This window comes from Paracoccus albus, from assembly GCF_027913035.1.
Lineage (GTDB): Bacteria > Pseudomonadota > Alphaproteobacteria > Rhodobacterales > Rhodobacteraceae > Paracoccus > Paracoccus albus.
In genome coordinates this window covers 559547-584834 of sequence record NZ_CP115775.1, presented here as the reverse complement: position 1 = coordinate 584834, position 25288 = coordinate 559547, and the positions used below count along the sequence as shown (strand labels likewise).

The window sequence follows — 25288 nt, the reverse complement described above, 5'->3', positions numbered from 1 at the left end:
GTTAACGTTGCGCCGAGGCGTTTTCCGGCAAGGTAAGAAGCAGGAGTGAAGAGTTTGACCCTCTCGATAACAAGAACCGCAACCAATCGCGGCATACGTGTGCCGCTGATCCTTGCCATGATCGCAGTGACTGCGCTATCGGCCTGCGGTTTGCCCCGCTCTGGTCCGAACAAAAAGGAAATCCTGTCGGGCGCAGTTGAAAACGGCGGCGATGCGCATGTCATCTATGTTAACAACCACGTCAACAGGACGGCGAACTACACGCCGGCTTATGGCTTCAGCAATGAATTTCTCGGCGCGGGCTCTGTCGGCGCGGATGAGATCCGGCCCGGCGATACGCTTGGGCTGATGGTCTGGGAAAACGTCGATGACGGGCTGCTGACCGGGCTTGGTCAAAGCTCCACCCAGTTGCAGCAGCTTCAGGTTGACAGCGCCGGTTATATCTTCGTTCCCTATGCGGGCCGTGTGCGCGCGGCGGGCAACTCTCCGGATCAGTTGCGCCAGATCATCACGCAGCGTTTGGAAAGCCAGACCCCGGATCCGCAGGTGACAGTGACCCGCGTGGCCGGTGATGGCGCAACCGTGTCGGTCATGGGCAAGGTCTTCGGTCAGGGCATTTACCCGATTGAGCGGCCGACCCGCACGCTGTCATCCATGCTGGCAAAGGCCGGTGGCGTTAACGTCGAGCCCGAGGTCGCGGTTGTCACGGTGAAGCGTGGTCGTGAAACTGGCAAGGTCTGGCTGACCGATCTGTACTTCAACCCAAGCTATGACATCGCGCTGCGCCCCGGCGACGTGATCATGGTCGAAGAGGATCAGCGCAGCTTTACTGCCCTTGGTGCGCTTGGCGGGCAGACAAAGGTGCCGCTGGGCAATGAACAGATCAACGCGATCGAAGGCGTCGCGATGGTCGGCGGCCTGGCGACACAAACCGCTGACCCGACGGGCGTGTTTGTCCTGCGCGATGAACCCGCGCAAGTCGCCTCGGCCGTGCTGGGCCAGCCCGTTAGTGGCACACAGCGCATGGCCTATGTCCTTGATTTGACGCGACCCAACGGGTTGTTCCTGGCGCGCGACTTCCTGCTGCGTGACGGCGATACGTTGTATGTCACCGAAGCGCCGTACGTGCAGTGGCAGAAAATCCTTGGCGCGATCACAGGCAGCGCCGCTTCGGCCAGAAACCTGCAGGCGCTCGCCGAGTGATACCGGAACTTCGTCATCAAGCCTCCGGGGTATCCCCCCGGAGGCTTTTTGCATTTAATGGCGGCATGTTTCGCGGGCGGGTTTCGCGCATTCTGAAGCTGGCGGGGTGGCAGCCGACATTTGGCCTGCCGGGAGGTGAGGATCTTGTCGCTGTCTGGGGAAGCTCGCCGACGGCTTATCGCGGACGTGTCATCGCTGCGCGCCGCGGATCAGGGCTTTTGCACGTCGAAGATGCCTTTCTCAGATCCATATTGCCGGGAAGGGCAACCGGAACCGTCGCGAAGCGCGGCCCTGTAGGGCTGATCGTAGATCCGGTGGGTCTGCATTTCGATCCCGGCGCACCCTCTCTGCTGGAGAATTTGGTTACCTCTGGCGCGACGCTGCCACTGCATGAAAAAGCCAGCCTCGGCATCAAGCGTCTGATCGCGGCTGATCTGTCTAAATACAATGCCCACCTGCCGGCGCTCGCGCCGCCAGAACCGGGCTATATTCTGGTCATAGACCAGACAAAAGGCGACGCGTCATTGATGGGTGCAGGGCGGCCAGAGTTTCTGGCGATGCTGGACGTAGCCCGCACCGAAAACCCCGGCGCAAAGATCATCGTTCGCAGTCATCCAGAGACCGCGCGCGGGATAAGGCCCGGACATCTGACACCATCCGACCTGCGCGACGGAGAGGCATTTCACGACACCCCCCTGTCTCCCTGGGCGCTTCTGGCAGGCGCGAAAGCCGTTTATGCCGTCAGTTCTCAACTCGGATATGAGGCCATTCTGGCCGGGCATCGACCGCGCCTGTTTGGTCAGCCCTTCTATGCCGGTTGGGGCCTAAGCGACGATGAGCAGGCGGTGGACAGACGCGGCCCGGCCCCGGTCGAGGCGCTGTTTGCTGCAAGCCATCTGATTGCGCCGCTCTGGTATGATCCGTGCCGAGACCGGCTGACCGATTTTGACGGCGCGCTTAACCAGATCGAGGCAGAGGCCAAGGCATGGCGGCAGGATCAGGCAGGCCACCTCGCCTATGGAATCCGGCTTTGGAAACGGCCCTTCATGTCGAAGATATTCGGAGAGGCGAAGCAAATTCGTTTTACCAGCAAGCCCTCGACCGCGATAACCTTGGCGTGGGCCGGTCGCGCCGATGAACTGAAAGACGCGATGCCGATGCGCGTGGAGGATGGCTTTCTGCGTTCTCGCGGCTTGGGCGCAGAGCTGGTACCGCCGCTTTCGCTGGTTTCGGATGATCTTGGTATCTATTATGATCCAAGCAAGCCCTCGCGGTTGGAGAAGCTGATCGCCTCCCCCCTGCCTGCGGGCGCTGTCGACCGTGCCGCTGCGCTGCGACAAGCCTTGGTTCAGGCCGGCCTCTCGAAATACAATCTTTCAGGAAGCGCCGCCCTTCCCACAAGCGACGGTCGCAAGCGTATCATCGTGCCGGGTCAGGTTGAGGACGATGCGTCGATCCGTTTGGGCGCGGGCAAGGAGCGGACAAATCTGGCACTGCTCCAGCGGGTGCGTGACGAAAACCCCGAAGCCTGCCTGATCTACAAGCCGCATCCGGATGTTGAGGCGGGGCTGCGTCCCGGAAAAATCGACCCGGCTGATGTGTCCCGACTGGCTGACCATGTCGCAAATCAAGCCGACCCGATCGCGCTGTTGTCACAGGTTCATGAAGTCTGGACGATCACCTCGACATTGGGTTTTGAGGCCTTGTTGAGGAATATACCGGTCACCACGCTGGGCGCGCCTTTCTATGCCGGCTGGGGCCTGACACGTGATCTCGGCCCCGTTCCGGCTCGACGAAGGGCGCGTCCCGGGCTGGACGGTCTGACCTATGCCACGCTAATCGCCTATCCGCGCTATTTCGATCCGCTCAGCGCCTTGCCGTGCCCGCCAGAGGTCGCGTTGGATCGGCTGGCGGATCAGACAAGCATTAGCCGCAACCGCAAGCTGCGTGTACTGGCCAAGATGCAGGGCGCCTTGGCAGGTCATTCGTGGATCTGGCGTCGCTAATGCCGTGCCCAATGCTGACACAGATCATCGCCCAGACGAAGTGACCGGCGCAACGCGAAGCGCGGCGCGTCGGCCAACTGACCAAAATCCAGCCCCCCTATCGCCGGCCGTCCTTCGGCCCCCAAAACCATCCCGGCGCTGTAAAGCAGCAGGTCATCGACAAGACCGGCCGACAACAACCCTGCCGCCAGCCCGCCCCCGCCTTCGCAGAAAATGCGGGTCAGACCACGTCCGCCAAGTTCTCGCATCACCTCATGCAGATCACCCGACACCTGCCAGAGCGGGCCGTGCGCATCGTCTTCGGTCGGCAGCGCAGGCAAAGCCTGCGATGACACCACAATCCTGACGGGCTGACGCACAGATCCAAAGCCGCGCACATTCAGCGATGGCAGGTCAGCGCGTGCCGTCCCGCCGCCAACCATCACGGCGTCGTGCCGCTTGCGCATCAGGTGCACATGGTGGCGCGCCCGTGGTCCGGTGATCCACTGGCTTTCGCCCGAGGCGGTTGCGATACGACCATCCAGACTGGTCGCAAGCTTCAGCGTCACCATCGGCATGCCTTCGGTGATCCGCTTCAGAAAGCCGCGCTGAAGAAAAGCGGCCTGATCGCTCAGCACTCCTTCTTTCACTGCCACGCCGCCCGCGCGAAGTTTCGCATGTCCCTGTCCCGCCGTGCGCGGATCGGGGTCGGTCAGCGCAGTGACGACACGGACGATCCCGCCGGCAATCAGCGCGTCGGCGCAGGGCGGCGTCCGACCATGATGGGCGCAAGGTTCCAGCGTGACGTAAGCCGTAGCGCCGCTTGCCGCGTCGCCTGCCTGATCCAAAGCCATCCGTTCGGCATGGGGTCTGCCGCCCGGTTGCGTCCAGCCACGACCAACGACGCGCCCGTCGCGGACGATAACGCATCCGACTGCAGGATTAGGCCAGGTATTTCCCAATCCGCGCTGCGACAGGCACAGCGCGTGGGCCATGTGCCGACGATCGTCGCTCACGTTTTGTCGTCAGCCGTCGGTGGGCGTAATTCCGAGACGAACTTGTCGAAATCCCCCGCATCCTGAAAATTCTTGTAGACGCTGGCAAAGCGCACATAGGCGACATTGTCGATCCGGGCCAGCGTTTCCATCACGATCTCACCGATCACCTTCGAGGGGATATCGGTTTCGCCCATACTCTCCAGCCGCCGCACGATGCCGGAAATCAGCTGATCTATCCGCTCTGGCTCTATCGGCCGTTTCTGCATCGCGATGCGGATAGAGCGTGACATCTTGTCCCGATCGAAATCCTCACGCCGTCCATTCGTCTTGACCACCACCAGATCGCGAAGCTGCACGCGTTCATAGGTTGTGAAGCGTCCGCCGCAGGCGGGACAGAAGCGCCGGCGCCTGATGGCTGCATTATCCTCGGCCGGGCGGGAATCCTTGACCTGAGTGTCGACATTTCCGCAGAACGGGCAGCGCATCCTATATCCTTATCTGGATCTGATGCCCAAGTTATCCACAAGCAAAGCGCGAAGCGCAACAGAATTTGTAGATTTAAGGGTTAATGCCACCAGATACGGGTCATATCGGCGCGAAGGCAACGGCAACCTCTCTCTGATGGGGCTGGGCACGATGCTCCACCAGGTAGATGCCCTGCCAGCGTCCCAGCAGCATCCGTCCACCCTGCACCGGAACCTGTAGCGACACCGGCAGCACTGCCGCCTTGATATGGGCGGGCATGTCATCAGGACCTTCAAGCCTGTGCGTGATCCATTCCATTCCGCGCGCGTCAGATTGCGGCGCAAGACGATCCAGCCATGTCGCCAGATCGCGCTGCACGTCCGGGTCAGCGTTTTCCTGTATCAGAAGGCTGGCCGAGGTATGGCGGATCATGAGCGTCAGTACACCGTCGCCCTGCCCTTTCAGCAGCCCGGACACCTTATCCGTGATTTCGTAGAAACCCGGCCCGACCGTCCGGACCGTCAGGACAGAGATCATTCTTCCGCCTCATCCGGCGGTGGCAGCCCATCAAGCTTATCGTGATCCATTGAAAGCCGTTTCGTCGTCCGCGCGCCCAGTTCGCGCAGCATTTCGACCTGCCGGATCACATTGCCATTGCCGCGTGACAGACGATCTACCGCGACCCGATGCGCATCGGTAGCCTTGCCCAAAGCCGCCCCAACACCATCAAGCGCATCAACAAAGCCCGCAACCTTGTCGTAAAGCTGACCGGCGCGCTTTGCGATCTCTAACGCGTTGCTTTCGCGCCGTTCAACCATCCAGATATGTTCTACGGTGCGCAGGGTCAGCATCAGCGTCGTCGGTGTCGTCAAACCGACACGACGATCCATCGCAAAGCTGGCAAGGCCGGGGTCAACCCGCAGGGCCTCGGAAAACGCGCCTTCGATCGGGATGAACATGAGAACATAGTCGACCGCACCGTCGTCAAGCTGATCATAACCTTTGGCCGACAGCGCCGTGACATGCGAACGTATCGCCTCTACATGGCGTTTCAGCGCTGCCGTTCGCGCCGCATCATCCTCGGCATTTACCGCCTGCTCATAGGCAATCAGACTGACCTTACTGTCGACGACCAGCAGTTTCTTCTGCGGCATCCGAACGATTACATCCGGACGCCATGTCCTGCCGTCTTCATCCGTCCAACTGGATTGCGTATCGTAATGAATTCCACGCTCTAAGCCCGATTCCTCAAGTATTCGCTCAAGGATCATTTCGCCCCAGGCGCCCTGCTTCTGCTTGTCGCCTTTTAGCGCACGGGTCAAAGCGCTTGCTTCATTGCCGATATTTGCGATCTGTTCGCGCAGGCGCGCGCCCTCTTCATCAAGGATGCGGTTCCGGTCACGCAACTCTCGCTGAAAATGCAGCACCTGTTCGCGGAACGGGTTGAGCAGCGCGTTGAGCTGCTCGCCATGGCTTTTCTGCATATCCGCGCCCTGGACCCGCAGCGTTTCATCAGCCATCAGCCGGAACTGGCGGGTCATTTCCTCGCGCAATTCGCGTATCTGGGCGAGATCGTGTTCGGCGCGTTCGCGGTCCTTTTCGGCGGCCAGCCTCGCCTGCGCCAGATCGGATTGCAGGCCCGATACGGTTTGTCGCGCGTTATACAGCGCATCGTTCAACCCATCTCGTTCTTCCGATAGCTCCGCCAAGCGCGCGATACGATCTTCAAGACGGGTTTCGGCCTGCCCGGCCCGAAGCGCCTCTGCCCGCGCCTGCTTGCCAGTTTCATCGGCTGTGACACGCAGCGCATTTATCTGGTCAGCCTGTCGCCTGATGTCGTCGTCGCGCTTTTGCAGTTCGACCTTCAGAACATTTCGTTCTGCATTCAGCGTGGCATTCTGTTTGCGTGATCGCCAGAAAAAGATCAGTGCCAACACCAGAAGCAAGATGAGCACAAATACGATCCTGCCCGCCGTCAACGGGTCCGACAGCCAAAGCTGCAATATTTCGGGCATATGCTCTCCGCCAGTGTTCTTGTTTTGTGCCTAGCGGATCAGGCAGAGTGTCGCAAGCCTTCAGGCCACGCGCTCCAGCAGGAAGCGGTGGATACCGCTGGCATAAGCGCGTTTGTCATGGGTATTTATATCCTGCTCGGCCAGATATTCGAACAACGGTGCACTCTCACCAGTGGAAAAACCCATAGACCAACGCGGAAACTGACGTTCTGCTATCTCGCCCTTTGCAAGAATTGCGATGTCGCGATGACGCGGATCGGCAAGAATCTTACCAGCGACAAAGTCGAGCGCCTCTGCCGGTCCTTCCAGCCATTGCACGAAAATTCCGTCTTCGGCATGAAGAAACCCGCTCAGGCGATATTCCTGATTCTGACGCCGCGCGCTTACAAGAATATCCTCACAATCTTGCTTGAATTGATCCAGCCGACCCGAGCTTCGATAGAGAATATGTGACAGAACCATAGCAAAGTATCCAATCGTGTTAATACCAGCTAGGGCATTTTACTTAATTGGCGCAACTACTTACTACGCCAATTAGCTTTTATTGACCAATCATTGATCCAGGAAGCTGCGCAACTTGCGCGAGCGCGAAGGATGTTTCAGCTTGCGTAGCGCCTTTGCCTCGATCTGGCGGATCCGCTCGCGGGTCACGCTGAACTGCTGACCGACCTCTTCCAGCGTGTGGTCGGTGTTCATGCCGATGCCAAAGCGCATCCGCAGAACCCGTTCCTCGCGCGGGGTCAGGCTGGCCAGCACCCGCGTCGTGGTTTCCTTCAGGTTTTCCTGGATGGCGCTGTCCAGAGGCAGAACGGCGTTCTTGTCCTCGATGAAATCGCCAAGCTGGCTGTCTTCCTCGTCCCCGATCGGGGTTTCCAGAGAAATCGGTTCCTTGGCGATTTTCATCACCTTGCGGACCTTTTCCAGCGGCATTTGCAGCTTTTCGGCCAGTTCTTCCGGCGTCGGTTCGCGGCCGATTTCATGCAGCATCTGGCGACCGGTGCGCACCAGCTTGTTGATCGTTTCGATCATATGGACCGGGATACGGATCGTGCGGGCCTGATCGGCGATGGATCGCGTGATCGCCTGACGGATCCACCAGGTTGCATAGGTGCTGAACTTGTAACCGCGGCGATACTCGAACTTGTCCACCGCCTTCATCAGGCCGATATTGCCTTCCTGAATAAGGTCAAGGAATTGAAGGCCACGATTGGTGTATTTCTTGGCAATCGAGATCACCAGGCGCAGGTTTGCCTCGACCATTTCCTTCTTGGCCTGCCGTGCCTCTTTCTCGCCGCGCTGAACCTGGCTGACGATGCGGCGGAACTCCTGAATGTCGACGCCGACATATTGGCCGACCTCTGCCATGTCGCCACGCAGCTTTTCGACATTGTCACGCGAACGCTCAAACAGCGCCTGCCAGCCACGACCCTTGTTCTCCAACATCCGCTCGACCCATGCCGGGTCGAGTTCGGCACCACGATACGCGTCGATGAATTCACGGCGGTTGATCCGTGCGGCGTCGGCCAGTTTCACCATACCGCTGTCGATGGTGACGATACGGCGGTTGATCCCATAAAGCTGGTCGACAAGCGCTTCGATACGGTTGTTGTGCAGATGAAGAGAGTTCACCAGCGTCACGATCTCGCTGCGCAGCTTCTGATAGGCGTCCTCATCCGTGGAAGAGAAACTGCCATCTTCATTCAGCGTCGCCGACATCCGCTGATCCTGCATATTGGCAAGATCTTCATAGTCGCGCGCGATGGCTTCCAGCGTTTCCAGAACCTGCGGCTTCAGGCTGGCTTCCATTGCAGCCAGCGACAGGTTGGCGCCGTCATCCTCGTCATCGTCATCCGATTGCATCGGATTGCCATCGGCATCCGTTTCCTGCTTTTCCTCGGATTCGGGGCGGGTGGTAGTGTTGGCGGCACCCGCAGTCAATTCCTCTTCGTCCTCGTCATCCATCGACTGGCCGAAGGTGGTTTCAAGGTCGATGACATCGCGCAGCAAAATGTCTTCGTCCAGAAGCTCCTGCCGCCACATGGTGATGGCCTTGAAGGTCAGCGGGCTTTCGCAAAGCCCGAGGATCATGGTGTTGCGCCCGGCCTCTATCCGTTTGGCGATGGCAATCTCGCCCTCGCGCGACAGCAGTTCGACGCTGCCCATCTCGCGCAGATACATGCGCACCGGATCATCGGTGCGGTCAAGTTTTTCCGTTTCAGAAGTGGCGACGGCAACTTCGCGCGAGGTGGAGGTGGTCACCACCTCTCCGCCGGTTTCGCCATCCTCACCTTCTTCTTCATTCTCCACGACCTGGATGCCCATCTCCGACAGCATGGACATCACATCTTCGATCTGGTCGGAACTGACCTGCTCGGGCGGAAGCACGGCGTTGAGCTGGTCATAAGTGATGTAACCACGCTCTTTCGCCTCTGCGATCATCTTTTTGACCGCCGCTTGCGAAACGTCGAGGGAGTGGTCGTTGTCCTGGCTTTCGTCGCGGGAGTTGTCTTCGTCCTTGGCGGCCATGAGCATCCTGTCAGCGTAGTGATTCGGTTGGCTGCGAATCAGATGGGTGTTCGCACCTTTTTAGACAAGATGCGGACTGGTTCCTAGGCCGGGTGATTCGGCTCAGATGGTTATTCAGAGAATCACCCGCCACCTTTTGTCCGGCGGGTGTCAAAATAAGATGCCAGACGGGCCGACAATGCGCCCCTGTCCTCGTTCAGATCAGTGCTGTCCTCAATCGCGGGCTTCTCGGCCAGATGGCGCGCGCGGGCCGATTCGCTCATCCGCCAGGTCAGGCCCTCATCGACCATCCCCTGAATCTCGGCCTCGGCCCTTGAGAGTTCGGCCATAGCGGCCCGACGTGCCTCGATCTTGTCGAGGATATTTCCCAGCACGACCGCCGCCTTCTCGGCATCCTGAGGCTGACGGATCAGCGGCGAGGCGCGGACATAGGCATCCTCCATGATCCGCGCAAGGGCGGCGCGACCGGCGGCGCTGTCAGTTCCGGCCAGCAGGTCATGACACAGGGCCGCACGCCCCTCATCAACGGGGGCCAGCAATTCCAGCCGGGATTCGACGCGGCTGGCAAGGCCCGGATAGGCCGCACACAGCGCCAACACCATGCTTTCCAGCGTGGCATCTCCCGCATCCTGCTGACCAAGTGGCGTCGCCCTGGTCTGTGCTCGTGCGGGTTCAGGCTGCCCGCGCCTGCCGCGCCAGTCGCGGGGACCGGGTGTCAGCCGCCCTGCCCCGCGCCTGCCGCCGAACAGTTCGAACCGGCGTTCCTTCAGTGCGGCGGTATAGTGATTGCGCGTCGCCTCATCCGGGATCAGCGCGATGGACTTGCGTAGGCTGGCATCCAATGCGGCGCGGCGTTCGGGGCTGTCGAATTCCCGCCCCTCGACCTCGCGCTCCCACAGCAGATCAACCAGCGGTCGCGCCCCGTCCAGAAGCTTCTGCAAGGCTCCCGCCCCATGCGCACGGATCAGATCATCTGGATCCTGCCCGGTGGGCAGGGTCACAAAGCGCAACGCCTGCCCCGGACCGGTCATTGGCAGGGCCAGATCAATCAGTCGCAATGCCGCGCGTTGCCCGGCTGCGTCACCATCCAGCATAATCACCGGCTCGGGAGAGATGCGCCACATCAGGCGCAGCTGATCCTCGGTAATCGCGGTGCCTAGGGGCGCAACCGCACCCTCGAACCCCGCCAGCGACAGGGCGATGACATCCATATAGCCTTCAGCCACGATCAGCGGCGCCCCCCTCGACACGGCGGAACGGGCAGCCGCGACGTTGTAGAGGTTGCGACCCTTGTCAAACAGCGCGGTTTCCGGGCTGTTCAGGTATTTCGCCCGCGCATTCGGGTCCATCGCGCGACCGCCGAAAGCGATGGCACGCCCGCGTGCATCGCGGATCGGGAAGATAATTCGGCCACGGAAACGATCATAGGGCGTGCCGCCATCATCCGGCACGATGATCAGCCCGGCCTCATCCATCACGTCCTGTGGGATGCCCTTTTCCTTAAGCGCGCTCAGCAGCCCCTGCCGGGTGTCAGCCGCAAAGCCGAGCTCGAACCTGTCGATCCCCGCCTGATCCAGACCGCGGCCCGACAGATATTCACGCGCGGCACCCCCCTGCCCGGTCCCAAGCTGCATGCGGAAATGCCGGGTCGCGGCCTCCATGGCGTCGGCCAATACGCTTCGGCGGTCGGCTTTTTTGGCCTCAGCCGGGTCGCGTTCGGGCATGGGCAGGCCGGCTTCGGCAGCAAGCACCTTGACCGCCTCGATAAAATCCAGCCCGTCGGATTCGCGCAGAAAGGTCAGCGCATCGCCTTTGGCGTGACATCCGAAGCAGTAATAGAAACCCTTCTGGTCATCGACATGGAAGGACGCGGTCTTTTCGCCGTGAAAAGGGCAAGGCGCCCACCAGTCACCCTTGGCCTGATTGGAGCGGCGCAGATCCCAGGTCACCTTCTTGCCCACGATCCGGCTGACCGGAACGCGGTTGCGCAATTCGTCAAGAAAGCTGGGCGAGATCGACATGCTCGTGAATATCGGCGTAGAGGCGCGTCCCGACAAGCCCCTATGCGCCGACGGCACCAAAGGCGAGCGTGCCATAGTGCCGATACAAAGCCGCACGATCCAGACGCCCGCCCTCACGATACCAATTCGTCACCCCGGTCAGCATCGCAATCAGCGCCATGGTCGTCAGCCGCGTATCGCCGATCCGCATCACGCCCGCCGCGACACCATCATCAAGAATGTCGTTCAAGGCTGCCTCATATCGCCGCCGCAGGCCCACGATCTCGGCATGGTTTTCCGGCGTCAGATTGCGAAGTTCCATATAGGACAGAAACACGCTGTCTGCCCGATCAAGGCTGGTGTCGATGTGAAACCTGATAAAACGCTCCAACCGAGCCAACGGCGGCAGATCCGGATCGTCGCGCCACTCATCAAGCAGACCCACCATATGATCGCGCAGAAGATCGGCCAGCAGCGCCTGCTTATCGCTGGTATAGGCGTAGAGCGTGCCGACCTGCACACCCACCTCGCCCGCAATCTGGCGCATCGAAACGGCGGCATAACCGTGTCGCGCAAAGAGCTTTCGCGCCGATTCACGGATCAGCGGCCCGGTGATCTCAGCGCGCGACCCGTGCGTTCGTGCCATCAGCGAACCGGGGGAGAGCCGCGCATGGCGCTGACACCGATAAGGTCGTGAAAATCGTCCGGCGCTTTCGCCAGCAACTCTTCCGCCAGATCGCGACCCATCGCGGGCCCGTCCGCCCGATTTCCGCGCCGCTCACCGTCAAACCTGCGCGACCCGTCCGGCAACAGAATTTCGCCGCGCAGCCAAAGGTGCTCGCCGTCAAGTTCGGCCAGCCCAGCAATCGGCGTTTCACAGGAACCATCAAGTCGCCCCAGAAACGCACGTTCTGCCTCGACACGAGCGGTCGTGTCAGCATCAGTGATCGCAGACAGAAGCGAGGCCACGCGTTCATCGTCCCGCCTGCGCTCGACCCCGATCGCGCCTTGCGCAAGGGCTGGCAGCATCTCTTCGGGATCTATGGCACTTTGCGCCAGTTCGGGTTGACCAAGCCGGTTCAGCCCGGCCATCGCCAAAAAGGTCGCCTGCGCCACACCATCCGTAAGCTTGCGCATCCGCGTCTGAACATTGCCGCGAAACTCGACCATGTGCAGATCCGGGCGACGATACAGCAGCTGCGAACGTCGGCGCAGCGAGGATGAGCCCACCACAGCCCCCTGCGGCAGATCAGCGATGGTCGCAAAGTCATGGCTGACGAAAGCGTCACGAACATCCTCGCGCGGAAGGTAGCAATCGATGATCAGCCCGTCGGGCTGCAAGACCGGCATATCCTTCATCGAATGCACAGCGATGTCGATCCGCCGATCCAGCAGCGCATCCTCTATCTCGCGGGTGAACAGGCCCTTGCCGCCGATGGACTGCAGGGACTGGTTCTGTATCCGGTCGCCAGTGGTCTTGATCGCCACAATCTCAAAACTGTTCTCGGCCAGGCCATGCGCCTGCATCAACCTGTCGCGGGTCTCATACGCCTGTGCAAGCGCCAGCGGAGAGCCGCGCGTGCCGATTTTCAGCGTGTTCTCGGAATTGGGCCAATCGATCATTGGCCAGCCATAGCCCCGGCAAGCCCGCTTGACAATGCCGGGCGGGCTGCGTTGAACGGTCGCGGAAAGCGAGGCATCCATGACCAAGAAAATCCTGCGCGCCCTTGCCGGGGAACGCCTGCCCACGCCGCCGATCTGGATGATGCGGCAGGCCGGACGCTATCTGCCGGAATACCGCGCGACGCGGGCGCAGGCCGGTGATTTCCTGTCGCTGTGCTACAACCCCGAACTCGCCGCCGAAGTGACCCTGCAGCCGATCAGCCGCTATGGGTTCGACGCCGCTATTCTGTTTGCGGATATCCTGCTGGTGCCGCAGGCGCTTGGTGCCGATCTCTGGTTTGTGACCGGCGAGGGACCGCGCCTGTCGACCGTCACCGATGCCGGCGGGGTCGCGGCACTGAAGCCTGCCGATGCCGTGCATGATACGCTTGCCCCCATCTATCAGACGTTGCGCATTCTCACGCGAGAGCTGCCGAAAGACACAACCCTGATTGGCTTTGCCGGTGCCCCCTGGACCGTCGCGACCTATATGATCGCAGGGCGCGGAACACCCGATCAGGGTCCGGCCCATCGGTTCAAGGACGCCGACCGTGCCGCATTCTCGATGCTGATTGATCGCATCACCGATGCAACAATCGAATACCTGTCAGCACAGATCGACGCCGGTGCAGAGGTCGTCAAGTTGTTCGACAGCTGGGCAGGCAGTCTGAAAGGCAAGGATTTCGATGATTTCGCGATTGCCCCTGTGACCCGCATCATATCGGCCCTGAATCAGCGCCACCCGACAATCCCCGTCATCGCCTTCCCCAGAGAGGCCCGCAGCCGCTATGAAGGTTTTGCCAGGGCAACCGGCGCGGATTGTGTCGCGCTCGACAATTCAGTCGACGCGCAATGGGCGGCAGCGAATCTTCAGACCGACGGATGCGTACAGGGCAATCTGGACCCGCGTCATATGGTCACGGGCGGGCAGGCCCTGATAGATGAGACCCGCGCCATCGTATCTGCCTTCCGCAACGGCCCGCATATCTTTAACCTGGGCCACGGGATCACACCCGATGCGGACCCTGAAAATGTTGCGCTGATGGTTGATACCGTGCGCAATAGCTGACGCATGTGGGTCATCGCCACATTGATTGCCGCCCTTGCGCAGACCGGGCGCAATGCGGCGCAAGCTGGGCTGAGCGGCCAGATCGGTACCATCGGCGCAACCGCCGTCCGCTTCTTCTTCGGTCTGCCCTTCGCGATCTTATGGCTGCTGGCATTGGCAGCCACGTCGCCCCTGCCCCCAATATCCGGCGCGACATTGGTATGGACCGCAGTTGGTGCAGGCACTCAGATTGCCGGGACCGCCTTCATGCTGGTGACAATGCGCGGGCAGGGTTTCGGCGTGGCTACGGCATTGATGAAGACAGAGCCGGTGACACTTGCAATCTTCGGCGCGTTGTTCCTGGCAGAGCCGCTCGGCCTTCCGCGACTCAGCGCGATCCTGCTGGCAGTATTTGGCGTGATCCTGGTTTCGGGCGCGCAGTGGTCCCGGGCCAATCTTCGCAATGTCGCGACGGGGATCACGGCGGGTGCTCTGTTCGGGTTGTCGTCAATCGGCTTTCGGGGCGCAATCCTGACCCTTCCCGGCGACGGTGCCGTTCTGCGCGCAAGCGTCATACTGGTTATCGGCCTGTTTATGCAGGCAGCGGCCATGCTGTGCTGGATGCTTTGGCGCGACCGTCCGGCACTGAGCGCAATTGCACGAAGCTGGCGCATATCACTCGCCGCCGGTGCGCTCGGCGCCTGCGCCTCGCTCTTCTGGTTCATCGGCTTTGCACTGACATCTGCCGCCAATGTGCGAACCGTCGCATTGGTAGAGGTCCTGTTCGCTCAGATCCTTTCCGCCCGCCTGTTTCGCGAAGGCACATCGCTGCGCAAACTGGCAGGAGTCACCATGATCGTGGGCGGAGTTGTCCTGCTGATCCGCATCGCCTGAAACCACGATCCTGAAATCCTGAGATTTCCTCTTGTGGTCGCCTGCTTACCGCTGCTAAACGCGTCGACGGAGACGTGGCCGAGTGGTCGAAGGCGCTCCCCTGCTAAGGGAGTATACCAGAGATGGTATCGAGGGTTCGAATCCCTTCGTCTCCGCCACATATCATTGATTTTATTAAAAATATTGCCACATCTTAATCTTACCTGCCATCCAACCTGCCATTGAGAAAACGCTTTAGGGCGTAATCAGACCTTTATTCACGGCACTGTATGCTGGCGAGACTGAGTGAATCGGGTCAGCGCATGCCAGCACGAAGTCACCTCATGCCGTGCAACCCGTTGCAACCCTGCATGAAGTAATAGCGACAGTCCGGAATACGGTCGCGAAAGAACCGGGCCCCCTGCGCATCCCACCATATGATTTTCAAAAGATCCCCCCGGCACCCGCGGAACACGAACAGGTGGCCCGAATACGGGTCTTCCTCCGGCGTCTTCTCGGTTTACGCCGCCAGCGTGTTGAACCCGCATCGCATGCCGGTGACCCCGGCCGCCAGCCAGATCCGCGTGTTGCTCTGCATCGGGATCAAGTCATCAGGCCCTGGACCAGCCCCAGAACCGACGAGAGCTGCGTCGGACCCTCCAGCACGATCCGTCGTCCGTCCGACGGCGTGATCTCGACCCGCCGCGCAAGAACTGGATCACCCGTCGGCCCGCGCGCCTCAAGGTCAGATCCAGGATCAGGCTCGGCGGCCAAGCCGGTGATCTCGACTGGTAAGAAGAAGCTGCCATCTCCGGGATCTTCAGGCACGTCAACTTCGGCCGGCGCAAAGCGCGGATCACGCAGCCAGGTGAAGACCAGGTTCGAACTCATCGCATACCGCGGCGGCACCGAGACGCCCGGCGCGCGCAGCTGACCGCAGATCGAGCGTTTCTCCTCGTCAGACCAGAACCGCTTCCTCTGCGACTTCTTGCCCGCAATAACGTGCCTCAAGATGTCCGTGATCAATCATGGACATTATCCGCAGAAGACCACCAACGTCAGTGCGGGCACAACCGAAGGATATTCTGAAAGGGACCGGCATCACCGTCAAATATGCGAAAGAATTTTTAAGCTATCATGTATGATTAGCATTTTTGGTTGGGTTCGCTGCGGCATCAACCATTCAACTATCAGGCTCACTGGAAGTATTTGGGCTCGTAACGAAGGCGTACTCATAATTGAACGGTCAAAAGAATATGCGGCAAAACGTCGCTAAGTTTAAAGGTCGACGCTGGTCAGCTCAACTCCGTGGGAACGGATGCGCTCCTGCTCTTCCACATCCAAGCCCATGTCAGTTATAGCCCGCTGAATTTGCTTCAGGTCGCAGATTTTATACAGAGCACGCGACTTGAAGCGACTGCTGTCTGCCAGCAAGATCGTCTTTGTAGATGCCGCGATCATCGCGCGTTTCACCTCCACCAGCTCCAGCACGGTGTCAGACGCACAGTTCGAGTCAATGGCTTGGGCGGTAAGGAACAGCAGGTCGCAACGCACATTTTCAAGAAAGGATATGCCCGGCTCGCCGTAAAGGCTGAACGCCCCGAATCTGTTCGAGCCTCCTGGGACAAGCAGCTTGATCAGCGGCTTATATGTCAGCTTGTGCGCGACGCAGATATCGTTGGTGATGACAGTAAGTGGAAAATCCAGCTTCGAAATGGCGTCCGCCAGATCATGCATGATCGTGCCGGTGTCGATCAGGATGCTCTGATCCGGTTGAATATACGTCACAGCCTCCGCAATGATCGCGGCCTTTTCCTCTACCGCGGTGCGTCGAGCGAGATCCGTGCTGGGTTCGTAGGTCGCGGATTGGCGCATACGGACCGCACCCCCGTGGGTGCGGCTTAGAAATCCTTCTTTCGCCAGCAAGTCCAGATCGCGGCGTATTGTCGATACCGAAGCGTTGAAACGTTCCGCAAGGTCCTGCGTCGTTCCTGAAAAGTGAATATTGAACCAATCCATCATGAGTTCCCTGCGTTCCGCCGGAAGCAGTTCTTCGTTGCTGGGCTCGGTTGGGTCACTCACGTTTCTCTTCCTCGGATGGCTGGCGCATATTTTTTTGCGAACGCTCTTGCCATTTTCGGCCGTCGGACCAACAGGGTCAACTGAATCAGAGCATGTTGGGTAGCCACAACACAATTTGAGGAAACGCCACAAGCAAAAGCGTACCGAAGCAAAGCAGGATGAAAAACGGCAACGCAGCCCTTACGGTGCGCCCAAGCCCCTGAGATGTCAGTCCCTGAAGGATGTAGAGGTTCAGGCCGACTGGCGGCGTCAGGGCGCTCAGCTCGATCATGATCACCAGGAACACGCCGAACCAGATAGGATCGAACCCAGCCTGCACGATCAGCGGTACCGCGATAGGAACTGTCATCACAGTCATGGATGTCCCGTCGATGAACATGCCCAGAAGGATGTAGAGCAGTGCAAGGATTGCCAGCAAACCCAGCGGCGAAAGCTCCATCGTCGTGATCGATTCGGTAATCATTACCGGCAAGTGCATGAATGCCAAAGCCGCGGACAGGAATGATGCAGTCGCAATGAGAATACAGATCATCGCCGATATGCGGATTGTCGCCATGAGCGAGGCCGAAATCATGGCGAAGGAAAACTGCCGCGTGACCAGCACGATAACAAGCGTAACGGCGACACCGACCGCCGCAGCCTCGGACGGTGTTGCGAGTCCAGTATAGATCGACCCCAGTACCAGGGTCATCAGCAGCAGGATGGGAAAGAGCTCCCACAACCCTTGTGCCATCTCAGCAAGGCTGGCAGGCTGGCGATCAGCGGGCTCTATGCCCGGCTTCAGCAGCGACACCAGTATGATATACCCCGAATAAAGCACAGCCATCATCACGCCCGGCACAACACCAGCAGCAAATAGCTTGACGATCGATACCTCTGCCAGGACACCGTAGATGATCATCGCGATGGAAGGTGGGATCAGCAGCCCGAAGGTTCCTGCGCCCGCGAGCGATCCAGATGCAAGATCGGTGTTGTAGCCGCGCTTCATCAGTTCAGGTATCGTGATTTTCCCAACCGTGGCGGTTGTCGCATTGCTTGATCCAGATATGGCGGCAAAAATCGTGCACCCTATCACGTTTGTATGTAAGAGCCCGCCGGGAATCCGTGAAACAAGCGGCGACAGACCACGAAAAAGGCGTTGCGACAGATCTGTTCTGAAGATCATGTCGCCCATCCATACAAAGATCGGAATGGCTGCCAACTCCCACGATACAGCACTGGACGCAATGACCTTGGACGCAATGCTGCCGATGCGGGCGAGGTCGAACTCGTGAATAAAGTAAAGCGAACCGACGCCGATCATGGTGAGGCCAGCGAAAATCCAGATTCCGGAGCCCAGGAAGACGACCACCATGGCCATCAGGATGAGAGATGAGGAGGCAAGGGTCATGGAGTTTCCTATCTCAGAGATTGAGGCTTTCATTTCCGTCGTGGCCGACCACGACAAGCCGCAGAAGCCGAACGAAAAGATGCAGTGCCAGCAGCCCTAGCCCGGTCAATAAAATCGCTTCGGGAATCCAAAGCGGGATTGGCAGGTAGTGTTCGCTGGTCGTGCCGCGCGACCACATGCGCGACATCGTCCGATAGACAAAAGTCATCAGCCAGAGCACCAGGACACCGGTGGTGATCGTAGCAAATGCTTCCGCCCAGTAGCGCCCTCTCGATCCCAGCATGTTCGTGACGGCGCTGATGCGGATCATGCTTCCTTCTTCCATCGTCCATGCAAGCGCCAGAAAGGTGATCGCTGCCACACCGTATCCGACCAGAACGTCTGTCATGAAGGTAGAGCGCGAGAAGAAGCGCATGACGATTTCGACGATGATCAGCCCAACCATCAGCGCAAGAAGGATCGCGGCCAGGCCCGCCGCGATCTTGTTCAGAGTTGAAGAAACCAGCCCGATTGCCCGCAACCAAGCCGGTCCGCGTTCGATCGCGTCGGCAGGTTGTTCCGACTCGTGAAGCGAAGATTTTTCTGCCATTTTGCGCGCCTACTGACGCATATCTTCAAAAGCGGTCAGAATCGCCTGCCCGCGCTCGCCTGTTTCCTCCAGCCAGGCATCGCGCACCGTAGACGCGGCTTCACGCAGTACATCGTAAACCTCGGACGGGACGTCTTCGTCCAAGGTGATTGTCATACCGTTTTCACGCATATTCTCATAGGGGCTGGTGCGGGTTTCCTCCATCACCGACCAGGCGTACTTGTCACAGTCAGCTATCGTGTCGGTCAGCGCGGCCTGAGCGTCTTCCGGCAGCGCGTCGAAGGCATCCTTATTAGCGTGAGCAACGAACAGCGCCATCGCGTAGTTAACCTCGGTAAAATCGGTGACATAGTCCCAGATCGAGATCTGCTCACCGCCCTCCGCAGATGTCAGCACAGCGTCGATGCCTCCGGTGGAGAGTTGGGGCACCAAGTCGGACCAGGCAATCTGTAGCGGTGCAGCCCCTGTTTCCTTGAAGGTTTCTGTACTGTTGACGTCATAGGTCCGAATGCGCAGCCCTTTCAACGCATCGACCGAGTCAATGGCTACGTTCGCGTGCACACCGCTCGGCGCGTTTGGCAGGGCCCATAAAAGCACCATGTTATTGTCTGCAAAGACCTTCTCATATTCGGGCCGCGCCGCCTGCCACAGCATGTAGGCCTCTTCGGGGGTGCTCGCGATAAATGGGATCGAGCTAAGGTTGAAGATCGGATCAATGCCGCTCATCTGCGTCAGCAGGGTCACGGCCGCGTGCACACTGCCGTCCTGAACCGCGTCAAAATGGTCCGATGATTTGAAGCCAAGTGCGCCGCCACCTTGATAGGTGATATCGATTGAATCTCCGGCGATTTTTTCGATTTCTTCGATGCAGTACGCCGCGGTACGTCCCGTCGTTCCGCTAAGGTCGTATTCATCCGAAAAATCCCATTTGACCGGCTCGGCCACGGCCGCAGTTGAGCCAATAAATAGACTGATGGCCGTCGATGCGGCGGTAAGTTTCAGCGTCGCTGTCATTTTGCACTCCTCCCTCTTTCAAGAATCGTTCATTCGAGCAGGCGCGATGATCCAGTTTTGTATGATTCGCGCAAAATCAAATGTGTCGATGTGCACATACGATCATAAACGATCATCAAAGTCAATTAATTATGCGCTAACCCTAGTTTACACACTTAAATAGCGCGAATGAATGGAGCGACCTGGCTGCCCTTGCTACGCTTTCTCTCTCTTTATTGATTGTTTATGCTTGACTCGATTATTAACGGTCATCTATCATCACAAACGCTCAATATAGTATGGGCTTTATGAACAGTTCCAATTCGACATCGGGAAGCGAGAGGCAGATGGCTACATCAACAACGAAGTGGGCAGCCATTCCGTCCCTCGACCATGTACAGTCCGCCCCCCGCCTTCCCGAGGCGGTCGATATATGCGTCATCGGCGGAGGGATCGCCGGAACCGCAACGGCATTGTTTCTTGCAGAGGCCGGGTACTCCGTCTGCCTCTGCGAAAAGGGGCGTATCGCAGGCGAGCAATCTTCTCGCAATTGGGGCTGGACCCGGCAGATGGGGCGCGACCCGCTGGAGATGCCGCTTACCATTCAGAGTCTCAACTTGTGGCGAAATCTGCAGGGAAGGTTTGGAATTGATGCCGGATATCGCGAGACCGGGATTGTCTATCTTTGCAAAAAGGACTGGGAGGTTGAGCAAGCCAAGGGCTGGGCACAGACCGGACGGCAATATGGGCTACCCCTCCAGGAGCTGTCCCAGGCCGAGATGAAACAGCTTGTGCCCGACTTTCCTACGAGCGGTTTTTACGGACTTCACACCTCATCGGACGGCCTTGCCGAACCTTCCAAGGCTGTGCCCGCAATGGCAGAGGCCTCACGCCGTCTTGGCGCAACAATCCTGCAGGATTGCGCCGTGCGCGGTGTCGAGACCGAGGCGGGACAGGTTTCGGGCGTCGTGACCGAACGTGGTGCGATCAGGTGCAGTCGCGTTGTGGTGGCCGGCGGTGTCTGGTCTCGACTGTTTCTAGGCAACCTCGGCGTCGACTTTCCTCAGCTCAAGTTGCTCGCCACTGCTGCAAGGATCGAGAACAATGACGGTGGGCCCCGGCTTCCGGTTGGGACACTAAATTTTGGTCTTCGCCCTCGTCTCGACGGCGGGTTTACTCTGGGTCCGCGAAATCGTGACATTGCGCCGATCGTTCCCGACAGTTTCAGGCTGCTGCCGGACTTCCTTCCCGTCTATCTGAAGAGCTGGCGGCAGATACGTCTGCGATTGGGGCGCGAATTCCTGAGCGAATGGGCGATACGGCGCAATTGGTCGCTGGACCAAAGCACGCCGTTTGAGGAAATGCGCATTCTCAATCCGGAACCACCCGTCTGGCTTATCCGCAAGACGCTGCGCAATCTAAGGCAAACGGTGCCCGCCTTCGCCAATGCGCGCCTGACACATGCGTGGAGCGGGATCATCGACGCAACCCCTGACGGCGTCCCGGTCATTGATAAAGTCGCCAGCGTTCCCGGCCTGTTCATCGCGTCCGGGCTGTCGGGACATGGTTTTGGAGCTGGCCCGGCCGTAGGCCAGATGATGGCAGAGATCGTCATGGGCAAGAAAACGACTGTAGACGCATCACCCTTTGCTTTGGGGCGCTTTCGCACGTCGCGAAAGGCGGCTCAGCCTGCGTTGGATGATGCGGCGTGAACGACCTCAACACTATCACAATGGGATGAAATCAGTATGAGCTGGCGCATTGGCGTGGATTCCGGCGGGACCTTTACGGATATTTGCCTGTTCGAAGAAGAGACGGGACGGATGGAGATATGGAAGAGCGCCTCTACGCCAGACGATCCGTCCAGAGGAATCTTGGACGTGGTCTCCGAAGGGCTTCAGAATGTAGGTGGCGATCTGTCACAGGTCAGCTTCTTCGGACATGGAACCACCGTTGCGACAAATGCCCTGATCGAGCTCAAAGGCGCAAAAACCGCGCTTTTGACCACTGATGGTTTCCGCGATCTTCTGGAGATCGGTCGGCAGAAGCGGCCCAGCCTGTATGACATGTTCGCTGAGAAACCTCAGATTCTCGTACCTCGCGACCTGCGGCTGAACGTAAAAGAGCGGCTTAGGGCAGATGGAACGGTAGAAGTTTCATTGGACGAAGAGCAGTTGCGCGAAATCGTCAACGGATTGGCCGACAAGGATATCGAGGCTGTCGCCATTGGCTTCCTTTACAGCTTCATGAACCCGCAGCATGAGCGTATCGTTGAAGATCACGTCAAAGAACAGCTGGCGGACGTCTTCGTATGCACCTCACACGCGGTAGCGCCCGAGTTCCGGGAGTATGAACGGTTTTCAACCACGGTTGTGAATGCCTTCCTCGGCCCTGTCATGCAGCGCTATATTCGAAGGTTGAAAGATCGGCTGATCGGCAATGGCCTACGGATAGCGCCGCATTTGACGCAATCGAACGGGGGCGTAATTGGATTTGAAACTGCGGCCCAATTTCCGGTCAGGACATTGCTATCCGGACCCTCGACCGGCGTAATCGCCGCGCAGGAAATTGCTGCTTATGCAGGGTTCGATGACATCATCACCTTTGATGTTGGTGGAACGTCGTCCGATGTTGCGCTGCTGAAAGGGCGCCAGTGCAAGAAGACTGGTGAAGCTGAGGTCCACGGCTATCCGATCAAGGCGCCAATGCTGGACATACATACGGTTGGCGCCGGCGGAGGTTCGATCGCATATGTCGATACGGGCGGCTTGCTGAAGGTGGGCCCTGAGAGCGCCGGCGCGAACCCAGGGCCGGTTTGCTACGATCTTGGCGGCACCGCCCCAACGCTGACCGATGCGAACATCGTGCTACAGATACTGAACCCGGAACGCATTCTTGGCGGCCGGATGAAGGTCGCATTCGACAAGGCGAAGGATGCGATCGGCGGTTTGGCCGGCCAGCTTGGAATGTCGACCGAAGAAACCGCGCAGGGCATCATCCACGTCGCCACCGCGAATATGGCGAAGGCGATCAGGGTAATTTCCGTTCAGCGAGGTCACGACCCCAGAGACTATGCGCTTATGGCCTTCGGGGGAGGTGGCCCGCTTCACGCCGCCAGATTGGCGCGTGAACTTGACATGACACGGGTTATTGTTCCGCCCACGCCCGGCGCACTATGTGCGGTCGGACTGCTCATGACAGATTTGAAGGCGGATTTTGCGCAAAGCCTTTTGTCCGACCTGTCAACGCTCACACCGGACACTGTTTCGACCGCTCTGTCGGATCTGGAGGTTTCGGCCGGTGAGTGGTTCGACCATGAAGGTATAGCCGCCGAAAACCGGGTTCTGCAGCGAACTGCCGATCTTCGCTATCTTGGCCAGAACTACGAGCTTCAGGTCTCGTTCCCGGATGGCGAGGTTTCAGATCAATCCTTCGCCACATTGCGTGAACGCTTCGAAGAGGCTCATCAACAGCGTTACGGATTCGCACCGCCAGACGAAAAGGTCGAGCTGGTCACGCTGCGTCTTGAAGCCGTTGGGCTCGTCAAGAAAGCGGCGGTCCAACGGGCGGTTTCGATTGAAGATGGCGAAGAGCCTGTCCCTGCCGCGACGCGTCCGGTTTGGCTCTCGGAAACGCAAGGCACCGTTGATTGCCCGATCTATCAGCGGAAAGACCTTAGGCCGGGGCATAAATTCCGCGGTCCTGCCATCGTCGAGCAGATGGACACAACCACCTTGGTCTTGCCCGAAATGAACGCATATGTGGACGACTATTCCAACCTTATCCTGGAGGACGCCAGATGAGCGATCTGGATCCAATCACTATCGAGGTCATCGGCAGCGCCTTTTCCTCAATCGTCGAAGAAATGGGTGAGGCCCTGGTTCGGTCAAGCTATTCGACCAACATCAAAGAGAGGCGCGACTGTTCGACTGCACTGTTTGACCACCGTGGAAATACACTTTGCCAGGCCGAGCACATCCCGATGCATCTCGGCAGCTTCATCGGGATCATTTCCCACATTACAGAACGCTATGACACGAGCGAGATCCGGCCAGGTGACGTGTTCATGGGCAATGATGCCTATGTCGGCGGGGCGACGCATCTGCCCGACATCGTGCTGGCAGAGCCGATCCATGTCGAGGACCGCCTTGTTGCATGGTCAATCAATACTGCCCATCACGCCGATTTTGCGGACCGCGGACATGCGCATATCTATCAGGAAGGTATTCGCATACCTCCTGTACGGCTGTACCGGGAAGGCAAGCTGCAAGATGATGTACAGGACATTTTTCTGCTGAATTGCCAGGTGCCCGGAGAGCGCTTGTCAGACCTGCGTGCACAGCTATCCGCCAACAAGCTGGGGGTTCTTCGCATGCAGGATCTTTGTCGTAAATACGGCGTGGAAACGGTGCTGCAGGCCGGAGATGCACTACTTGATTATGCAGAGCGAAAGATGCGTGCGGGGATTAGCCAAATTCCAGATGGCACCTATGAATTCAGCGATGTGTTCGAAAGCAACCAGACGGCGGAAAGACTGGACCTTTCAGTGGCGATTACCGTCGACGGGGACAACATGCGGCTGGTGTTCGAAGCACCGCCGCAAATCAAGGCGGGGCTGAACATGGTCTATACGGCCCTGCTTGCATCTTGCTTCTATGCTGTAAAATCTGCCATCGACCCCACCATTCTACCCAATGCGGGTTTATCGCGTCCGCTGTCGGTCGAGGCGCCGAAGGGATCGATTCTCAACTGCGAGCACCCGGCTGCCGTTGACGGCAGAATTGCGGCAAGTCAGCGCGTGGCGGACCTGATACTGGGCGCACTCGCCAAAGCAATGCCGGGCCGAATTGCAGCGGCGGGCAACGGCTGCTGTACTGGGGCTACTTTCTCCGGGACACGCTCCAACGGTGATCTCTGGGTTTATCTTGAAACGATCGCCGGTGGCGGGGGCGCCAGGCCCGGAGCAGATGGTTTAAGTGGCATTCAGGTTCATATGACCAATACCTCTAACCTGCCCGTCGAAGGGCTGGAGCGGGAGTTCCCCCTTTCGCTCTTACGTTACGAGTTGGTTGACGGCTCTGGCGGCGCCGGCACTTATCGAGGCGGTATGGGCGTGCGAAGGGTCTATCGCGTCGAAGCTGAGTGCCGGCTGTCTATCGATACATCAAGGTTGACGTCGCGCCCCTGGGGTCTTGAAGGCGGGGATTATGGCAGCAGCACCGTCCTCGACCTTGGTGACGGCGTTGATCGGTTTGATGGTATGATCGACTTGCGGCCGGGCCAGATTGTGGAAATTGCAACGGCGGGGGGCGGCGGTTATGGTCCGGCCTCGGACAGGGATGACGCAGCTCGCCAGCGTGACATGGTCGAATCCCGAATTCACTGAAAACGGACACTGGAACCACATTGCACGGCAGCCATTCTGAGACCGGGCAGCAACGGTCGCAAATGGATACCGG

21 protein-coding genes, 1 tRNA gene and 1 pseudogene are annotated in these 25288 nt (G+C 59.1%); 8 read left to right on the top strand and 15 right to left on the bottom strand.

All coding sequences use genetic code 11. From position 1 onward, the window contains the following. Positions 1–117: 117 nt before the first annotated feature. Together PAF20_RS02920 and PAF20_RS02915 are read left to right on the top strand one after the other, a co-directional pair. A complete protein-coding gene (locus PAF20_RS02920; protein ID WP_271073239.1) occupies positions 118–1203 on the top strand; it encodes a polysaccharide biosynthesis/export family protein in 1086 nt (361 codons plus the stop codon). A gap of 65 nt (positions 1204–1268) precedes the next feature. Beyond that, positions 1269–3209, top strand: a complete 1941-nt coding sequence (locus tag PAF20_RS02915; RefSeq protein WP_271072254.1) for a capsule polysaccharide biogenesis protein — start codon at positions 1269–1271, stop codon at positions 3207–3209. On the opposite strand, the gene ribD is transcribed toward PAF20_RS02915, so the two are convergent. From ribD to hemC, 9 genes are all read right to left on the bottom strand, one after another. Next, the gene (gene ribD, locus PAF20_RS02910; protein WP_434802948.1) at positions 3206–4183 is read right to left on the bottom strand and encodes a bifunctional diaminohydroxyphosphoribosylaminopyrimidine deaminase/5-amino-6-(5-phosphoribosylamino)uracil reductase RibD; all 978 of its coding nucleotides are present in this window, start codon (positions 4181–4183) and stop codon (positions 3206–3208) included. The two genes, PAF20_RS02915 and ribD, sit on opposite strands and share 4 nt — an antisense overlap. 17 nt (positions 4184–4200) lie before the next feature. After that, complete coding sequence (gene nrdR / locus PAF20_RS02905) at positions 4201–4671, bottom strand: transcriptional regulator NrdR (RefSeq protein ID WP_271072252.1); 471 nt, start codon at positions 4669–4671, stop codon at positions 4201–4203. 100 nt (positions 4672–4771) lie between these two features. Further along, positions 4772–5188 (bottom strand): secondary thiamine-phosphate synthase enzyme YjbQ, encoded by a 417-nt coding sequence (locus PAF20_RS02900; protein ID WP_271072251.1) that lies wholly within the window; start codon positions 5186–5188, stop codon positions 4772–4774. Then, a complete protein-coding gene (locus PAF20_RS02895) occupies positions 5185–6666 on the bottom strand; it encodes a DNA recombination protein RmuC (RefSeq protein WP_271072250.1) in 1482 nt (493 codons plus the stop codon). The genes PAF20_RS02900 and PAF20_RS02895 overlap by 4 nt, the downstream gene beginning before the upstream one ends. Before the next feature lie 60 nt (positions 6667–6726). Then, entirely contained in the window at positions 6727–7128 is a 402-nt protein-coding gene (locus PAF20_RS02890) for a BLUF domain-containing protein (protein WP_271072249.1), read from the bottom strand. Positions 7129–7218: 90 nt separating this feature from the next. Continuing rightward, entirely contained in the window at positions 7219–9192 is a 1974-nt protein-coding gene (rpoD, locus tag PAF20_RS02885) for an RNA polymerase sigma factor RpoD (protein ID WP_271072248.1), read from the bottom strand. A 122-nt stretch (positions 9193–9314) separates the two neighbouring features. After that, positions 9315–11213 carry a DNA primase gene (dnaG, locus tag PAF20_RS02880; protein WP_271072247.1) on the bottom strand — a complete coding sequence of 633 codons (1899 nt, stop codon included), beginning with the start codon at positions 11211–11213 and terminating at the stop codon, positions 9315–9317. 40 nt (positions 11214–11253) lie between these two features. Next, complete coding sequence (locus PAF20_RS02875; protein ID WP_271072246.1) at positions 11254–11838, bottom strand: TetR/AcrR family transcriptional regulator; 585 nt, start codon at positions 11836–11838, stop codon at positions 11254–11256. Next, entirely contained in the window at positions 11838–12815 is a 978-nt protein-coding gene (hemC, locus tag PAF20_RS02870) for a hydroxymethylbilane synthase (RefSeq protein WP_271072245.1), read from the bottom strand. The genes PAF20_RS02875 and hemC overlap by 1 nt, the downstream gene beginning before the upstream one ends. Before the next feature lie 79 nt (positions 12816–12894). On the opposite strand from hemC, the gene hemE reads away from it, so the two are divergent. The 3 genes from hemE (at position 12895) to PAF20_RS02855 (ending at position 14954) form a co-directional block, all read left to right on the top strand. Beyond that, positions 12895–13923, top strand: a complete 1029-nt coding sequence (gene hemE / locus PAF20_RS02865) for a uroporphyrinogen decarboxylase (protein WP_271072244.1) — start codon at positions 12895–12897, stop codon at positions 13921–13923. 3 nt (positions 13924–13926) lie between these two features. Next, entirely contained in the window at positions 13927–14796 is an 870-nt protein-coding gene (locus tag PAF20_RS02860; protein ID WP_271072243.1) for an EamA family transporter, read from the top strand. A gap of 68 nt (positions 14797–14864) precedes the next feature. Further along, positions 14865–14954 (top strand) — tRNA-Ser (locus PAF20_RS02855). 158 nt (positions 14955–15112) lie between these two features. On the opposite strand, the pseudogene tnpB reads toward PAF20_RS02855, so the two are convergent. The 6 genes and pseudogenes from tnpB to PAF20_RS02825 all read right to left on the bottom strand — a co-directional run. Then, a pseudogene (gene tnpB, locus PAF20_RS18915) lies at positions 15113–15274 on the bottom strand (IS66 family insertion sequence element accessory protein TnpB); the annotation flags it as partial. A gap of 104 nt (positions 15275–15378) precedes the next feature. Further along, positions 15379–15786, bottom strand: a complete 408-nt coding sequence (locus tag PAF20_RS02845; protein WP_271072242.1) for a transposase — start codon at positions 15784–15786, stop codon at positions 15379–15381. Positions 15787–16053: 267 nt separating this feature from the next. Further along, on the bottom strand, positions 16054–16989 hold the full coding sequence (locus PAF20_RS02840) for a DeoR/GlpR family DNA-binding transcription regulator (RefSeq protein ID WP_271072241.1): 936 nt from the start codon (positions 16987–16989) through the stop codon (positions 16054–16056). Continuing rightward, a complete protein-coding gene (locus PAF20_RS02835; RefSeq protein ID WP_271072240.1) occupies positions 16943–18247 on the bottom strand; it encodes a TRAP transporter large permease in 1305 nt (434 codons plus the stop codon). Before PAF20_RS02835 ends, PAF20_RS02840 begins: the two co-directional genes overlap by 47 nt. Positions 18248–18260: 13 nt before the next feature. Further along, positions 18261–18836 (bottom strand): TRAP transporter small permease, encoded by a 576-nt coding sequence (locus PAF20_RS02830; protein ID WP_271072239.1) that lies wholly within the window; start codon positions 18834–18836, stop codon positions 18261–18263. Positions 18837–18845: 9 nt separating this feature from the next. After that, positions 18846–19850, bottom strand: a complete 1005-nt coding sequence (locus tag PAF20_RS02825; protein ID WP_271072238.1) for a TRAP transporter substrate-binding protein — start codon at positions 19848–19850, stop codon at positions 18846–18848. Between the two features lie 326 nt (positions 19851–20176). Here PAF20_RS02825 and PAF20_RS02820 point away from each other — a divergent pair, with 326 nt between their 5' ends. From PAF20_RS02820 to PAF20_RS02810, 3 genes are read left to right on the top strand one after another with little or no spacing between them, the layout of a single operon-like run. Continuing rightward, the gene (locus PAF20_RS02820; RefSeq protein ID WP_271072237.1) at positions 20177–21541 is read left to right on the top strand and encodes an NAD(P)/FAD-dependent oxidoreductase; all 1365 of its coding nucleotides are present in this window, start codon (positions 20177–20179) and stop codon (positions 21539–21541) included. Positions 21542–21577: 36 nt separating this feature from the next. Continuing rightward, the gene (locus PAF20_RS02815; RefSeq protein WP_271072236.1) at positions 21578–23632 is read left to right on the top strand and encodes a hydantoinase/oxoprolinase family protein; all 2055 of its coding nucleotides are present in this window, start codon (positions 21578–21580) and stop codon (positions 23630–23632) included. Continuing rightward, positions 23629–25215: a hydantoinase B/oxoprolinase family protein gene (locus PAF20_RS02810; RefSeq protein WP_271072235.1), complete on the top strand. Its 1587-nt coding sequence runs from the start codon at positions 23629–23631 to the stop codon at positions 25213–25215. The genes PAF20_RS02815 and PAF20_RS02810 overlap by 4 nt, the downstream gene beginning before the upstream one ends. Positions 25216–25288 lie beyond the last annotated feature (73 nt).

Bases quoted from the DNA above. Each gene is read 5' to 3' on its own strand.
- PAF20_RS02920 (WP_271073239.1), top strand. From the start codon at position 118: ATGATCGCAGTGACTGCGCTATCGGCCTGCGGTTTGCCCCGCTCTGGT.
- PAF20_RS02915 (WP_271072254.1), top strand. From the start codon at position 1,269: ATGTTTCGCGGGCGGGTTTCGCGCATTCTGAAGCTGGCGGGGTGGCAG.
- ribD (WP_434802948.1), bottom strand. From the start codon at position 4,183: ATGGCCCACGCGCTGTGCCTGTCGCAGCGCGGATTGGGAAATACCTGG.
- nrdR (WP_271072252.1), bottom strand. From the start codon at position 4,671: ATGCGCTGCCCGTTCTGCGGAAATGTCGACACTCAGGTCAAGGATTCC.
- PAF20_RS02900 (WP_271072251.1), bottom strand. From the start codon at position 5,188: ATGATCTCTGTCCTGACGGTCCGGACGGTCGGGCCGGGTTTCTACGAA.
- PAF20_RS02895 (WP_271072250.1), bottom strand. From the start codon at position 6,666: ATGCCCGAAATATTGCAGCTTTGGCTGTCGGACCCGTTGACGGCGGGC.
- PAF20_RS02890 (WP_271072249.1), bottom strand. From the start codon at position 7,128: ATGGTTCTGTCACATATTCTCTATCGAAGCTCGGGTCGGCTGGATCAA.
- rpoD (WP_271072248.1), bottom strand. From the start codon at position 9,192: ATGGCCGCCAAGGACGAAGACAACTCCCGCGACGAAAGCCAGGACAAC.
- dnaG (WP_271072247.1), bottom strand. From the start codon at position 11,213: ATGTCGATCTCGCCCAGCTTTCTTGACGAATTGCGCAACCGCGTTCCG.
- PAF20_RS02875 (WP_271072246.1), bottom strand. From the start codon at position 11,838: ATGGCACGAACGCACGGGTCGCGCGCTGAGATCACCGGGCCGCTGATC.
- hemC (WP_271072245.1), bottom strand. From the start codon at position 12,815: ATGATCGATTGGCCCAATTCCGAGAACACGCTGAAAATCGGCACGCGC.
- hemE (WP_271072244.1), top strand. From the start codon at position 12,895: ATGACCAAGAAAATCCTGCGCGCCCTTGCCGGGGAACGCCTGCCCACG.
- PAF20_RS02860 (WP_271072243.1), top strand. From the start codon at position 13,927: ATGTGGGTCATCGCCACATTGATTGCCGCCCTTGCGCAGACCGGGCGC.
- PAF20_RS02835 (WP_271072240.1), bottom strand. From the start codon at position 18,247: ATGACCCTTGCCTCCTCATCTCTCATCCTGATGGCCATGGTGGTCGTC.
- PAF20_RS02830 (WP_271072239.1), bottom strand. From the start codon at position 18,836: ATGGCAGAAAAATCTTCGCTTCACGAGTCGGAACAACCTGCCGACGCG.
- PAF20_RS02825 (WP_271072238.1), bottom strand. From the start codon at position 19,850: ATGACAGCGACGCTGAAACTTACCGCCGCATCGACGGCCATCAGTCTA.
- PAF20_RS02820 (WP_271072237.1), top strand. From the start codon at position 20,177: ATGGCTACATCAACAACGAAGTGGGCAGCCATTCCGTCCCTCGACCAT.
- PAF20_RS02815 (WP_271072236.1), top strand. From the start codon at position 21,578: ATGAGCTGGCGCATTGGCGTGGATTCCGGCGGGACCTTTACGGATATT.
- PAF20_RS02810 (WP_271072235.1), top strand. From the start codon at position 23,629: ATGAGCGATCTGGATCCAATCACTATCGAGGTCATCGGCAGCGCCTTT.